We start from the raw sequence: 14,442 nt of genomic DNA, 5'->3' as shown, positions 1-14,442 counted from the left end.
GCCGTTGACCTTAACGCAGCATCGCCATCAGTTCCATCGGTGAGCGATGCTGCTTCAGCAGGTCGCGCATAACGCGCATATGCGGAGCCGTGTGGTCAAAGAAAGCTTGATAGCCTGCACACAGTCCACCCTTGCCGCTATCATCACAAAATGCAGGGCAATCGCCACGATAGAATTGCAACAGGGAACATGACTGACAGCGCACGCTCATCTGTGAAATCGTCTGTCGATTAGTTTGTCCCGTTCGACCACACCACCGATTCAACGTTTCATCAAAAAGCGGAATAGATATTCGCGTAATATCCTCACGAACCCAGATATCAAATACCGTATTTAAAAAATGTCCCCAGTCTTCCGCTGTAACGGAACCCGCGGTCAGACACCCTTTTTCATCGCGTTCAACTAAGGGAACAAACTGCACCGAACGAACGCCTGATTTTTGTATATTGCGATATAAATCAATAGGTTGATTGCATTTCAGCCGATCTACCACCACCTTAATCATTCCCTCACTAACATCCATGTGCTCACACTCCGTCATACAAAATTCCCGAGATATACGATAAGTTGGCGAACGTGTGTTACAGCAAACAGTATTGCGAGAGATAACACCGCGAGGGAGATCATAAATTTGTCACGCACCGCGCGAGATTCAGAAAAATCACTATGCGTGACGTCCATCAGGTTACGGCTCCGGGTATAGCGCCAAAGAATTATCGCCACAATTGCCAGTACCCCAATTGACACCCAAAACAGAAAGCCGGCCTGATGCCAGTTATGTTTCAGCGCCAGCGCTATTAACGCGCCGTAACCCAGCAGGGTGCGAAACCAGGCCAGCGAGGTACGCTCAGGTTGCAGCCCCGGATCGGCAATACGTCGCGATTTACGGCTATCCGGCATACAGCACCAGGCCCATCACAATGACCGCAACAATCATCAAAATCAGACTGATTATCAACAGGCTATGCGTGTATGGCAGGTCCTCTTTCAGGCGCATGGCCTTTTCATTCCGCAACCAGCGCAGGTAGCCATAAATCGCCAGACCGCCGGCAAACAGGCACAGCAGCAGCACCAGCAGTTCGCGAATGACCGGCGTGGCGAAATCCGGTGCCAGTTGATCAAGACCCACACCGGCGGCCAGAAACCCCAGCGCGGTGCGGATCCACGCCAAAAACGTACGCTCATTTGCCAGCGAGAAGCGGTAATCCGGCGCTTCTCCGAGGCGGGAAATCTTCATTATGGCTCCTTCAATGTTGTTGTCTGGTCGTTATACCGGAACAGTTAAGGAGTATGAACCTGATTCTCAAACGAACGAGGACGTAATGTGATGAGACAAAAGAAAAGAGAGACGCACCTTATGGTGCCGGATGGCGAATTGCGTCTTATCCGGCCTACAGACCAGGCAGGCCGGATAAGTCAGTGTTAACCCATCCCCCAGAAGATCACCGCCAGCAGTTGGGGGGTGATAATGCGCAGGAACATCACCAGTGGGTAGACCGTGGCATAGGAAAGCGCCGCCGCACCGCTGGTAGCGTGCAGGTTGTTGGCAAAAGCCAATGCCGGTGGATCGGTCATCGAACCGGCCAGCATTCCGCACAGCGTGAGGTAGTTCATTTTAGTGAGCAGCCGCGCCAGCAAACCAACGGTGATCAGCGGAACGGCGGTAATGAAAATACCGTAACCCACCCAGCTTAAGCCATCGCCCTGGGTTAATGTATCGACAAAATCACCACCCGATTTCAGGCCAACCACCGCGAGAAAGAGCACAATCCCCAGTTCGCGCAACGCCAGGTTAGCGCTCGGCGGCATAAACCAGTACAGCTTGCCGATGCTGCCAATACGCCCAAGTATCAGCGCCATAATCAGCGGCCCACCAGCCAGGCCCAGCTTTAACGCCACCGGGAAGCCAGGAATAAACAGCGGAATAGAACCCAGTAAAACCCCAAGTCCGATACCGATAAACACTGGCAGCATCTGTACCTGCTGCAGTTTTTGCTGCGCGTTGCCGACAACATTAGCGACGGCATCGATGGACGAGGGCCGCCCCACCAAATTGAGGATATCACCAAACTGCAGGCTGGCGTCGCTGCTGGCGACCAGCTCAACGCCTGCGCGGTTCAGGCGCGAGATAACAACGTCATAGCGTTCTTTGAAATGCAGATCGCGGATCCGTTTACCCAGCACCTGTTCGTTGGTCACCACCACACGCTCGACGCGCAAATCCGTGCCTCGCGTCGACAGCGAGGTATCAACTTCCTGACCGATCACTACCAGCGCGTTGTGCAGGTCATCGGGCTGCCCGACCAGGTGGAGCAGGTCGCCCATCTGGATAATGGTTCCCGGCGACGGCACCATCAGTGTCTCATCCCGCTTCAGACGCGAGCAGATAATTTTATCGCTGTTCAGAATGGGGACGTCCTGAATCGCCATATTATTCAGGTTCGGGTTTTCAACGCGGATGTTCATGGTCTGAATCAGCGCCTGACCGTTGGTCCGCGTTGATTCGTGCTGCTGTGCTTCTGCCTCGACGTTAACGCGGAAGATAAGGCGCATTAACCACATCGTGAGCAAGATACCGCAAATACCAAAAGGATAAGCCATGGCGTAGCTCATCCCCATCTGGTCCACGACATCCATGGGCGTACCCAGATCGCGCAGGATTTGCTGTCCAGCACCCAGCGCCGGAGTATTAGTGACGGCACCGGAGAATATGCCCAGCACCACGGGAAGAGGTATAGCAAAAATTTTATGCAGGAGAGCGGTAACCAGCCCCCCTATAATGACAATCAGCACGGCGAACAGATTCAGGCGCAGGCCCGAAACACGCAGCGAAGCAAAGAATCCCGGCCCCACCTGGATACCGATGGTGTACACGAAGAGTATCAGGCCGAATTCCTGAATAAAATGCAGCATATCGCCGCTCAGGGTCATCCCTGCCTGATCGACAAAATGTCCGACGATAATACCGCCAAACAGCACGCCTCCGATGCCAAAACCCACACCCCGGACTTTAATGTTGCCGATCCATAACCCGACAACCGCCACCAATGCCAGAACGCTGACCGTCAATGCTATATCACTCATTCTTCTGTTCCCTGTGAATAACATCATTAAGTAGATGGATTCTGGCAGAGTACAGTCGCAATGTATGGGTGGTAAAGCACAAAAAAGCCCCGTCATTTCTGGCGGGGCAAAGGCAAGGAGCTAATTAGCTATTTAATGCGGGACGTTCGCTGATGGTGATCCGCTGCGGTGGGACCGTTTCAGGTTCGTTGCGAATTAAATCGATGTGCAGCAAACCATTGGTGAAGCTCGCGCCGGAGACTTCCATATTTTCAGCCAGGGTAAAGCTCAGGCTGAAGGATTGTGTCACCAGCCCCTGATGCAGCCACTTGGTCTCTTTTTCCGGCTGCTCAGGCGTACCTTTCACGGTCAGACGCGTACCTTCCAGCTGAATATCCAGATCTTCCTGACGGAAACCGGCTAACGCAAGCGTAATGCGATAGTGGTTATCGTCGCTCTTTTCGATGTTATAGGGTGGGAAGCTCTGGCTTTCGCCGGTGTTTTGCAGTGCATTGGCCAGTTTGTCAAAACCGATCCATTGACGCAGCAGCGGGGATAAATCGTAGTTACGCATATTCATTTCTCCTTCTAAGAAGCGAGTAAATACCTTTCAGCTCCCTGACGGCAAGCTGATTGCTTAGCAGGGCCGCCTGACGCGGCCCACTGAATTAGTTGATTTCGATACGGCGCGGTTTGTTCGCTTCCGGAATCACGCGCTCAAGCTCGATATACAGCAGACCATTCACCAAGTTTGCGCCACGAACATGAATGTTCTCCGCCAACTGGAACTTGCGTTCAAAGTTGCGCTCGGCAATACCCTGATACAGGTAAGTACGTTCTTTTTGCTCGTCTGCATGAGCGCCTTTCACCACCAGCAAATTGTCCTGGGCGGTAATTTCCAGCTCGCTTTCAGCAAAGCCCGCAACGGCAATCGCAATACGGTAATGGTTTTCGTCTACCAGCTCGACGTTATACGGAGGGTAGCCGCCATTACTCTGGCTCTGATTGCTTTCCAGCAGGTTAAACAGACGATCAAAACCAATTGCAGAACGGTATAACGGGGATAAGTCAAAGTTACGCATAATCAATAGCTCCTGAAATCAGCGAGAATGTTAGACCTTCCATCATGGACAGGTCAGGTAGCCAGAACACCCATCAGGCGTGCCCTTCATTTGCCTACATCCTAAAAATGGGTCTTGATACAAACTTTTCAAGCGTATTCATCCGACTTTTTTTGCAGTTTGTTGTCTATTGCATACACTGGGGGAACAGTTGTTATCGTTAGAGTGCGATAGCCACCACAGTGCGACAGAATGGTGATGTTATTTTTCGCAACGGATCGCTATAACTCACCATGCAAACACCGATGTTTAACAGATGAAAAAATGATGATTAGAAAAATGTTGTTAACACTGATGATGTGCAGCGGAATGGTTGTTGTGAGCGGGTGCTCCAGCGTCATGTCGCACACCGGTGGCAAAGAGGGAACGTATCCTGGTACGCGTGCCAGCGCCACGATGATTAGCGAGAGCGATACCAACTGGGGAACCAAGTCACTGGCGATTCTTGATATGCCATTTACCGCCGTGCTGGATACGCTACTGCTCCCGTGGGATTTCTTCCGTACCGATAGCTCGGTAAGATCGCGCGTAGAAAGAAGCGAGGAGAGCACGCAAGCCATTAACGACGTGATCCCCCCGGCAACAATGCCAGCCCCTTAAGTTAACGCCCGGTTTCTGTCACCCATAGCTGGCGGAAACCCTCGACGTTCTCCATCCACGCAACCTGCTGCCCATCAGGCGAGAAAACGATCGCATCAGCAGACGGAGGGGCTTCGTGACTTTTCGTTAAAAAATCAATCTCTCCCGTCTGTGCATCACAGCAGGCAATTCTATTTTCCAGCACGAATCCCAACCATTGCCCTGACGGATGCCAGTTAAAGGCGGACTGAATATCACTCGAACAGTGAGTTAACTGGCGCGGTGCACCGCCCTGAGGTGAAATCAACCAGAGCTGCACCACGCCATGATCATCACGCATCAAAAACGCAATCTCTGATGCCAGGGGATGACTGCGCACCCAGTGACGCGGCTGATTCACCAGCCCTGGGAAAGCGCGGTCGTGAGTAAACGTCAGGCGGCGCTGAACCACGCCAGCCGGCGGGGCTGGCATTGTTGATTCGCTGCCTTCAAGCGGTACATCGCCCGGTTGCTTCCAGCCACTTTCATCCTGCGGTAAATCGACAATAAACAGTTCAGGTACTTTCTCACCATTGACTGACAACGTATCACCGATAAACGCCAGCGCGTGGTTCCCCACCCAGCCCTCTTCATAGGCACGGTTAATCTCATCGCTACCCGGCTGTGGCGCAGGCGTAGTCTGGCTTACCAGTACGCACCAGTGACTTCCGCTGTACTCGCGCGGATGCTGAACGGAAACCGTCACCGGACCGTACGGCGAAGCCACGCCAACGTTACGTAAATCCAGCGCCGGGGAACGCTCACGCAACACATGGTCGTTATAGGTGAAGCTGACAAACTCGCCGTTCGGGCTAAAAACATGTACATGGCTGCCGCCGCGCAGTGCGCCAGGGGTATACGGGACAGTAATATCCATCGCGTCCAGATTCGTCACATCACCCTGCCCGGCAATGACTCCGCGACGGTGATGAAAGTCGTAATGCCATGTTTCATCAGGATTTTCAGGTCCGTGAATGAACACGTATTTTTCAGACTTCGGATGAACGGTCACCACGCCAACGTGTGCCTGTTGCGTCGCGCGATAAACCACCTCCACCTCGCCAGTGTGAATATTGACGCGTTCAATGGTCTCGCCGGTAAACGATGCGCCGGAGGGTCGCACATCAAAAACCAGCCACTGGCTGTCCGGGGTCCAGGTATTGATATTGGTCAGTTGGTGATGACGCGGCGTAAAGGTGACTTGCTTCATGGGATGCCCTGATACGAGACAATTTCAGCAATCATACTTCACAAGGACTTCACTTTCAGGCTTTAGCGTATGCTCATCTCACTTACTATGGGCAGAAAGATGGAACATTTTGACGTGGCGATTATCGGTTTAGGCCCGGCAGGTGCGGCGCTGGCGCGGCAGTTGAGCGGAAAAATGCGCGTGATTGCTCTGGATAAAAAGCGCCAGTGCGGGACTGAAGGGTTCACCAAACCCTGCGGAGGCCTACTGGCTCCTGACGCCCAACGTTCATTTATCCGCGACGGGATCACGCTCCCCGTTGATGTTATTGCCAATCCGCAGATATTCAGCGTTAAAACGGTCGATGTGGCCGCCTCTCTGGCCCGAAACTACCAGCGTAGTTATATCAATATCGATCGCCATGCTTTTGATTTATGGATGAAATCACTCATCCCTGACGATGTGCAGGTTTACCATGACAGCCTGTGTCGTAAAGTCTGGCGCGAGGGCGATAAATGGCATGTGATATTCCGTGCAGACGGCTGGGAACAGCAGATTACGGCTCGCTATCTGATCGGTGCCGACGGGGCGAATTCGCTGGTGCGCCGTCATCTCTATCCACAACACCAGATCCGTAAATATGTTGCTATCCAACAGTGGTTTACGGAACAACACCCTGTCCCGTTCTACTCGTGTATTTTTGATAACGATGCTACGGACTGTTATTCCTGGAGTATCAGCAAAGACGGCTTTTTTATCTTCGGGGGTGCTTACCCAATGAAGGACGGTCAGGCACGTTTTGACATGCTGAAAACCAGGATGGAAGCGTTCCATTTCCAGTTTGGCAAACCGGTGAAAAGCGAAAAATGTACAGTCCTGTTCCCGTCACGCTGGAAGGATTTCGTCTGCGGCGAGGAGAACGCCTTTCTGATTGGTGAAGCCGCCGGATTTATTAGCGCCAGTTCACTGGAAGGTATTAGCTATGCGCTGGACAGCGCGGAAATCCTTAAATCCGTACTGTTGCAGGACGTGGTAGACAAAAATAAAGCCTATCGCAAAGCAACCCGCAAGCTGCGTATCAAGCTGTATGGAAAAATCCTCAAGAGCCGGGCGCTAACGTCCGCATTTTCCCGTAAATGGATAATGCGCAGCGGCGTGGCGCATATTCCGCAGGCCGAATACCCTGAATCAATAACGACAACGGATGAAAAAGACGTTGGGCAAATGCGGCAAGGCATTTGCCCATAGCGGACCTAATTCAGCGCAAATTTCTCAATGGCATACGCAACGCCGTCTTCAAGATTAGATTTGGTGACGAAGTTGGCGATTTCTTTTACCGAGGGAATTGCGTTATCCATGGCTACGCCCATACCGGCATATTCGATCATCGCGATGTCGTTTTCCTGATCGCCAATCGCCATAACCTCTTCGGCTTTAATGCCCAGCGCATCGGCCAGCGATTTCACACCGGTGCCTTTATTGACGCGTTTATCCAGAATTTCGAGGAAGTACGGCGCACTTTTCAGCACTGTATATTTCTCTTTCACCTCTGCCGGAATGCGTGAGATGGCTTTATCGAGGATTTCTGGTTCATCAATCATCATTACTTTCAGGAACTGAGTCGCCGGGTCCATCTTCTCGGCTTCGCAGAACACCAGCGGAATGGTCGCGATAAACGATTCATGCACCGTGTAGTAGCTGATATCTCGGTTAGCGGTATACAGCGTGTTGCGATCGAGGGCGTGGAAGTGTGAACCGACTTCCCGGGAGAGTTGTTCCAGGTAACGATAATCGTCATAGCTCAACGCCGTTTGGGCAACGGTGCTGCCATCCCCTGCTTTCTGCACCAGCGCCCCGTTGTAGGTAATGCAGTAGTCGCCGGGTTGTTCCATATGAAGTTCTTTCAAGTAGCTGTGGACGCCGGCATACGGACGGCCAGTGGTCAGCACCACGTTTATCCCGCGCGCGCGCGCCGCAGCAATTGCATTTTTGACTGCAGGTGAAATGGTGTGATCGGGCAGCAGAAGTGTGCCATCCATGTCGATAGCAATAAGTTTGATAGCCATGAGTTCCCCGGATTAAATGAGTCCGTCCTCATGCTAACGCGATTCCGCTCAAAAAACAGCTACGAAAAGGGGGATAGGAAGGGGAACCGGGATCCCCCTTTTGACAATCGATGGTAGGCCGGATAAGGCCTAAGCCGCCATCCGGCAAAAACTGACGAACTGCCTGATGACGCTGCGCTTATCAGGCCTACAGGAGCAGGCCTGAGTTACACATTAGATATCGATATTTGCCGCTTTCAGGGCGTTCTCTTCGATAAACGCACGACGCGGTTCAACGGCGTCGCCCATCAGCGTAGTGAACAACTGGTCGGCAGCAATCGCGTCTTTCACCGTCACACGCAGCATACGACGGCTTTCCGGATCCATGGTGGTTTCCCACAGCTGATCCGGGTTCATTTCGCCCAGGCCTTTATAACGCTGAATAGACAGACCACGGCGGGACTCTTTCACCAGCCAGTCCAGCGCCTGCTCGAAGCTGGTAACCGGCTGACGACGCTCACCACGTTCGATAAACGCATCGTCTTCGATCAGGCCACGCAGTTTCTCACCCAGCGTGCAGAGACGACGGTATTCACCTCCGGTCACAAACTCATGCTCCAGAGGATAGTCGGTATCGACCCCGTGGGTACGCACGCGGATAACCGGTTCAAACAGGTTCAGCTCGGCGTCTTTACGTACAAAGCTATTCCAGGTGCTACCGTGCATTTCGTTTTCATTCAGCACGTTCACCAGCTGGGAAACCCAGGCCGTGACTTTCTCTTCATCAGCCAAATCGGCTTCGGCCAGCGTCGGTTGATAAACCAGTTCTTTCAGCAACGAGCGCGGGAAGCGGCGCTCCATACGACCAATCATTTTCTGCGTGGCATTGTATTCAGACACCAGCTTTTCCAGCGCTTCACCCGCCAGCGCCGGAGCGTGGGCATTGGTGTGTAGCGTAGCGCCATCAAGAGCAATAGAGATCTGGTACTGATCCATCGCTTCATCGTCTTTGATGTACTGTTCCTGCTTGCCTTTCTTCACTTTGTACAGCGGTGGCTGTGCAATGTAGACGTGGCCGCGTTCAACGATTTCCGGCATCTGACGATAGAAGAAGGTCAACAGCAACGTACGAATGTGCGAGCCGTCGACGTCCGCATCGGTCATGATGATGATGCTGTGATAACGCAGTTTATCCGGGTTGTATTCGTCGCGACCAATACCGCAGCCGAGCGCGGTAATCAGCGTTGCCACTTCCTGAGAAGAGAGCATCTTGTCGAAGCGCGCCTTCTCAACGTTAAGGATTTTACCCTTCAGCGGCAGAATCGCCTGGTTCTTACGGTTACGTCCCTGCTTCGCAGAGCCGCCCGCTGAGTCCCCTTCCACCAGGTACAGTTCAGAGTGGGCCGGGTCGCGTTCCTGACAGTCCGCCAGTTTGCCCGGCAGGCCAGCTAAGTCCAGCGCACCCTTACGACGGGTCATTTCACGTGCACGACGTGCTGCTTCACGGGCACGTGCCGCATCAATAATTTTACCGACGACGATTTTCGCGTCAGACGGGTTTTCCAGCAGGTATTCGCTCAGCAGTTCGTTCATCTGCTGTTCTACTGCGGTTTTCACCTCGGAGGAGACCAGCTTGTCTTTGGTCTGGGAGGAGAATTTCGGATCCGGTACTTTCACGGAAACGACAGCAATCAGGCCTTCACGGGCATCGTCACCGGTGGCGCTGACTTTCGCTTTTTTGCTGTAGCCTTCTTTGTCCATGTAGGCGTTCAGGGTACGGGTCATCGCCGCACGGAAGCCTGCAAGGTGAGTACCGCCATCACGCTGCGGAATGTTGTTGGTGAAGCAGTAGATGTTTTCCTGGAAACCATCGTTCCACTGCAGCGCAACTTCGACGCCAATACCGTCTTTTTCGGTGGAGAAGTAGAAGATATTCGGGTGGATCGGCGTTTTGTTTTTGTTGAGGTATTCAACAAACGCCTTGATGCCACCTTCGTAGTGGAAATGATCTTCTTTGCCGTCGCGCTTATCGCGCAGGCGGATGGATACGCCGGAGTTCAGGAATGACAGCTCGCGCAGGCGTTTCGCCAGAATCTCATATTCAAACTCAACGACATTGGTAAAGGTTTCATGGCTTGGCCAGAAACGCACCTGGGTACCGGTCGCTTCAGTCTCGCCAGTCACGGCCAGTGGTGCCTGCGGTACGCCGTGCACGTAAGTTTGCTGATGCACTTTACCTTCGCGGCGAATCACCAGCTCCAGTTTCTGCGACAGGGCGTTAACCACGGAAACACCTACGCCGTGCAGACCGCCGGAGACTTTATAGGAGTTATCATCGAATTTACCGCCTGCGTGCAGGACGGTCATGATCACTTCGGCCGCCGAAACGCCCTCTTCCGGGTGGATACCGGTTGGGATACCACGACCATCATCGGTAACGGACACGGAGTTGTCAGCGTGGATTGTCACCACGATATCTTTACAGTGACCCGCGAGCGCTTCGTCGATAGCGTTATCTACCACCTCGAATACCATGTGGTGTAGACCGGTGCCGTCATCCGTGTCGCCGATATACATACCCGGGCGCTTACGCACCGCATCCAGTCCTTTCAGGACTTTGATACTGGAGGAGTCATAAGAATTCGACATCAACGTTTCTCGCTCATTTTATCTTGGGTTAATCCGTTATTTTACCCTTTTCCACGGTGAACATCTTCGAATTTTTGTCCGACATGTCCATAACGTGTTCAGCGCTAATTGCGCTGACAAAGACTTGAGATTGCGTGGCTTTTAAGCGGCTGGCTAGCAGTCCGCGACGCGCATCATCCAGTTCAGAGGCAAAATCATCTATCAGGTACAGGCAGCGCCGTCCGCTTTCGCGCGTCAGGAACTCCCCTTGCGCCAGACGTAAGGCGCACATCAGCAGTTTTAACTGCCCACGCGACAACGTATCTTCCACCGGTGCACCGTCGGCACGTATGCGGAAATCCGCTTTGTGCGGGCCGTGCGCGGTGTAGGTCAACATGCGATCGCGTTCAAAACTGCGTTCCAGCACCTCAGCGTAGTCGGTCTCTTTCTCCCAGCCACGCTGGAAAGAGAAAGAGAGTGAAAACTCGGGAAGAAACTGCTGGCAGGTATCCGCCATATCCTGCGCGATACCGGCGCTGTACTCCGCGCGCCAGGTGCTGATTTGTTCCGCCAGCGGGATCAACTCTCGATCCCACGGGCGCAGTTGCTCATAACGACTCACCTGGCGCAGCGCCGCATTGCGCTGCTTTAGCAATCGCTTAAGGTTGCTCCAGGCGGTAAAGAATCCGGCTTCATTGTGAAAGCATCCCCAGTCAAGGAATGCTCTTCTGTATTTGGGGCCGCCATTGAGTAAAGTAAACCCCTCAGGCGTTATCAGCTGCATCGGCATCAGGTGCGCCAGTTCGGCAACCTTATGACCGTCAGTTCCGTCAATGCGCACTTTGCTGTCACCCAGCTTGTCTTTGGTCAGGCCAATCGAGGTTTCACGCTCAGCGCCCTGCAAACGCCCGTGGAGTACAAACGACTCCTGCTCGTGGCGAATGACGCGGCCAATCTGCACACTGCGAAACGCCCGACCGTGACCGAGCGTATAAATAGCTTCCAGCACGCTGGTTTTGCCGCTGCCGTTAGCGCCGACCAGGAAGTTAAAGCCGGGAGATAAAGTGAGATCCGCATTTTCAATATTGCGGAAGTCTTTGATGAGCAAGCGCGTCAGTGACATATCAGCGTTCTTTGGGCCAGGGCGTTATCGGCGCAGCCAGTTTCAACGCGGACTGCGCGCAGACCCTGGAGCGTACACGAAGTACGTGACAGGGGCGAGCACAGCCCAGGTTGAAAATGGCAAGTAAGATAGCCCGATATTTTCCACTACAGTCTCATTGGCATAACAACGTAGGCTGCGGATTGTGACGCTGCATCTTCAATCTGTACGCTCGATACGGAATCGGTCAGCATAATACGGACGTTTTCGCACTTCAGCGCGTTCAGTACGTCCAGCACGTAGCTAACATTGAAGCCGATTTCCATTTCAGTCCCAGGATAGGTGACATCGAGAATCTCTTCCGCTTCTTCCTGCTCTGGGTTGTTGGCCGTAATTTTGAGCTGGTTTTCGCTGACGTACAGACGTACACCGCGGAATTTCTCATTGGAGAGTATGGCCGCACGGGCAAACGCCTGCTTAAGGATATCGCAGCCCGCCTCCAGATGTTTGTCTGGATTCTTCGGCAGTACGCGACGGTAATCCGGGAAACGTCCATCTACCAGCTTGGAGGTAAAGATGAAATCGCCAACATGCGCACGGATGTTGTTGCTGCCAATCTGCACGCGCAGCGGGTTGTCGCCGCCGTCGAGCATACGCATCAGTTCAATCACGCCTTTACGCGGCACGATCACCGAATGACTGGGCAGCGATTGACCCACCGGCATAGAGCACACCGCCAGGCGGTGACCGTCGGTCGCCACGGTACGCAGTTCTTCACCTTCGGTTTCAAACAGCATGCCGTTTAAGTAATAGCGCACATCCTGATGAGCCATCGAAAACTGCGTGGCTTCAATCAGACGCTTCATCGTCGCCTGCGGCAGCGTGAATTCAACTTCACTCTGCCAGTCATCCAGATTCGGGAAGTCGGCGGCAGGCAGCGTGGACAGCGAGAAACGGCTGCGGCCAGAACGCACCAGCATGCGGTCACCTTCCAACTGGACAGCAATTTCCGCACCTTCCGGCAAACCACGACAAATGTCGAAGAATTTACGCGCCGGGACGGTGGTCGCACCGGGTTCATGCGGCTGGATCAGCGCAACGCGTGCCACCATCTCCATCTCGAGATCGGTACCGGTCAGAGAAAGCGTTCCATCCGCAACCTGTAGTAACAGGTTTCCGAGGATCGGCAGCGTAGGACGACCACCCAGCGGGCCGCTGACCTGCTGAAGCGGTTTTAATAAATGTTCACGTTCAACGGTAAATTTCATAGCGTCACGAAGATAATGTTCTGATTAAATTGGAGAAATCTTCTTTAATATCATGGCTTTCTTCACGCAACTGTTCAATCTTGCGACAGGCATGAAGCACGGTAGTATGGTCACGCCCACCAAAGGCGTCGCCAATTTCCGGCAAACTGTGGTTGGTAAGCTCTTTTGCCAGCGCCATCGCCATCTGACGCGGACGCGCTACCGAGCGAGATCGACGCTTAGAAAGCAGATCCGCAATTTTGATTTTGTAATACTCTGCCACCGTCTTTTGAATATTGTCGATGGTGACCAGTTTTTCCTGTAATGCCAGCAGGTCGCGCAGCGCCTCACGCACAAAATCGATAGTAATCGCCCGGCCAGTAAAGTTGGCGTTAGCAATCACGCGGTTCAGTGCGCCTTCCAGTTCACGCACGTTAGAGCGTAAACGCTTGGCAATAAAGAACGCCACCTCGCCTGGCAGACGAATATCGTTTTCGTCAGCTTTTTTCATCAGGATCGCAACGCGCGTTTCCAGTTCAGGTGGTTCGATCGCGACGGTCAGTCCCCAGCCAAAGCGGGATTTCAGACGATCTTCAACGCCATTGATCTCCTTCGGATAGCGATCCGACGTCAGGATGATCTGCTGATTACCTTCCAGCAGGGCATTGAAGGTGTGGAAAAACTCTTCCTGGGATCGTTCTTTATTAGCAAAGAATTGAATATCGTCAATCAGCAACGCATCAACCGAACGGTAGTAGCGTTTAAACTCTTCGATCGCATTGTTTTGTAGGGCTTTAACCATGTCCTGTACAAAACGCTCGGAGTGCATATACACCACTTTTGCATTCGGCTTGCGCGCCATAATCCCGTTACCCACAGCATGCAACAGGTGGGTTTTACCCAGACCGGTGCCGCCATAAAGGAATAGAGGATTGTAGGCGCCGCCAGGATTGTCCGCCACCTGACGAGCCGCCGCGCGCGCCAGTTGGTTAGATTTACCTTCAACGAAGTTATCAAACGTGTGTTTGACGTTGACGTTAGAGCGATAGGTTGGTTCTGCCGGGGCCGGGACGTTATCCCAACCCGGACGTGCTGCAGGTGCAGCTCGTTGCGGCTGAACTTGTTGCGCTACATACGCAGGTGCGACAACGTGATTAACCGGCGTCTTCAGCGTTTGCGTGACGGGTTTGGTACCGACTTCAAAGCGTAGCTGTGGGGCATCTGCTCCGCAGAAGTTATTCAGCAATCCATTAATATTATTAAGGTATTTGTCCCTTACCCAATCGAGCACAAAACGGTTTGGCGCATACAAAGCCAGCGTGTTATCGCTCAGTTCCGCCTGCAACGGGCGTATCCACATACTGAATTCTGTGGCTGGTAACTCATCCTGCAATCGGGCAAGACACTGCTGCCAAAGCGAAAGTGACAC

The 14,442-nt window shown here is 53.1% G+C and carries 14 protein-coding genes and 1 other annotated feature; of the genes, 2 read left to right on the top strand and 12 right to left on the bottom strand.

The window, feature by feature from the left end; translation table 11 throughout:
- Positions 1-10: 10 nt before the first annotated feature.
- The 6 genes from IB214_RS00070 to ibpA all read right to left on the bottom strand — a co-directional run bounded on the left by IB214_RS00070 (position 11) and on the right by ibpA (position 4,145).
- On the bottom strand, positions 11-541 hold the full coding sequence (locus IB214_RS00070) for a radical SAM protein (RefSeq protein ID WP_115257119.1): 531 nt from the start codon (positions 539-541) through the stop codon (positions 11-13).
- On the bottom strand, positions 538-900 hold the full coding sequence (locus IB214_RS00065) for a DUF202 domain-containing protein (RefSeq protein ID WP_115257118.1): 363 nt from the start codon (positions 898-900) through the stop codon (positions 538-540). Before IB214_RS00065 ends, IB214_RS00070 begins: the two co-directional genes overlap by 4 nt.
- A complete protein-coding gene (locus IB214_RS00060; RefSeq protein ID WP_117342596.1) occupies positions 890-1,237 on the bottom strand; it encodes a DUF202 domain-containing protein in 348 nt (115 codons plus the stop codon). The genes IB214_RS00065 and IB214_RS00060 overlap by 11 nt, the downstream gene beginning before the upstream one ends.
- 185 nt (positions 1,238-1,422) lie before the next feature.
- Positions 1,423-3,084, bottom strand: coding sequence for a putative transporter (locus IB214_RS00055; protein WP_117342597.1), 1,662 nt, complete (start codon positions 3,082-3,084; stop codon positions 1,423-1,425).
- 124 nt (positions 3,085-3,208) lie between these two features.
- The gene (ibpB, locus tag IB214_RS00050) at positions 3,209-3,637 is read right to left on the bottom strand and encodes a small heat shock chaperone IbpB (protein ID WP_096759003.1); all 429 of its coding nucleotides are present in this window, start codon (positions 3,635-3,637) and stop codon (positions 3,209-3,211) included.
- Between the two features lie 94 nt (positions 3,638-3,731).
- Positions 3,732-4,145 (bottom strand): small heat shock chaperone IbpA, encoded by a 414-nt coding sequence (gene ibpA / locus IB214_RS00045; protein ID WP_045448945.1) that lies wholly within the window; start codon positions 4,143-4,145, stop codon positions 3,732-3,734.
- Positions 4,139-4,211 (bottom strand) — a sequence feature (ROSE (Repression Of Heat Shock gene Expression) occurs in the 5'-region of heat shock genes and acts as an RNA thermometer to modulate expression.). Its footprint overlaps the gene before it by 7 nt.
- Positions 4,212-4,451: 240 nt before the next feature.
- On the opposite strand from ibpA, the gene IB214_RS00040 reads away from it, so the two are divergent.
- Positions 4,452-4,784 carry a YceK/YidQ family lipoprotein gene (locus tag IB214_RS00040; protein ID WP_096759493.1) on the top strand — a complete coding sequence of 111 codons (333 nt, stop codon included), beginning with the start codon at positions 4,452-4,454 and terminating at the stop codon, positions 4,782-4,784.
- Between the two features lies 1 nt (position 4,785).
- Here the strand turns inward: IB214_RS00040 and IB214_RS00035 are convergent, their stop codons facing one another.
- Positions 4,786-6,012, bottom strand: coding sequence for a DUF3748 domain-containing protein (locus IB214_RS00035; RefSeq protein ID WP_117342598.1), 1,227 nt, complete (start codon positions 6,010-6,012; stop codon positions 4,786-4,788).
- A 99-nt stretch (positions 6,013-6,111) separates the two neighbouring features.
- Between IB214_RS00035 and cbrA the strand changes: the two genes are divergently transcribed.
- Complete coding sequence (gene cbrA, locus IB214_RS00030; RefSeq protein ID WP_117342599.1) at positions 6,112-7,239, top strand: colicin M resistance lipid reductase CbrA; 1,128 nt, start codon at positions 6,112-6,114, stop codon at positions 7,237-7,239.
- Positions 7,240-7,244: 5 nt separating this feature from the next.
- Here the strand turns inward: cbrA and yidA are convergent, their stop codons facing one another.
- The 5 genes from yidA to dnaA form a co-directional block, all read right to left on the bottom strand.
- The gene (gene yidA, locus IB214_RS00025) at positions 7,245-8,057 is read right to left on the bottom strand and encodes a sugar-phosphatase (RefSeq protein ID WP_115257113.1); all 813 of its coding nucleotides are present in this window, start codon (positions 8,055-8,057) and stop codon (positions 7,245-7,247) included.
- Between the two features lie 213 nt (positions 8,058-8,270).
- Positions 8,271-10,685 (bottom strand): DNA topoisomerase (ATP-hydrolyzing) subunit B, encoded by a 2,415-nt coding sequence (gene gyrB / locus IB214_RS00020; protein ID WP_115257112.1) that lies wholly within the window; start codon positions 10,683-10,685, stop codon positions 8,271-8,273.
- Between the two features lie 28 nt (positions 10,686-10,713).
- Complete coding sequence (gene recF, locus IB214_RS00015; protein ID WP_117342600.1) at positions 10,714-11,787, bottom strand: DNA replication/repair protein RecF; 1,074 nt, start codon at positions 11,785-11,787, stop codon at positions 10,714-10,716.
- Positions 11,788-11,933: 146 nt separating this feature from the next.
- The gene (gene dnaN, locus IB214_RS00010; RefSeq protein WP_096758997.1) at positions 11,934-13,034 is read right to left on the bottom strand and encodes a DNA polymerase III subunit beta; all 1,101 of its coding nucleotides are present in this window, start codon (positions 13,032-13,034) and stop codon (positions 11,934-11,936) included.
- A gap of 4 nt (positions 13,035-13,038) precedes the next feature.
- A complete protein-coding gene (dnaA, locus tag IB214_RS00005; RefSeq protein ID WP_117342601.1) occupies positions 13,039-14,442 on the bottom strand; it encodes a chromosomal replication initiator protein DnaA in 1,404 nt (467 codons plus the stop codon).

Origin of the sequence: Citrobacter sp. C1, from assembly GCF_014596895.2 — a bacterium.
Taxonomy (GTDB): domain Bacteria; phylum Pseudomonadota; class Gammaproteobacteria; order Enterobacterales; family Enterobacteriaceae; genus Citrobacter; species Citrobacter gillenii.
The sequence above is the reverse complement of the archived record's forward strand: the minus strand, read 5'-3'. Positions and strand labels throughout refer to the sequence as shown.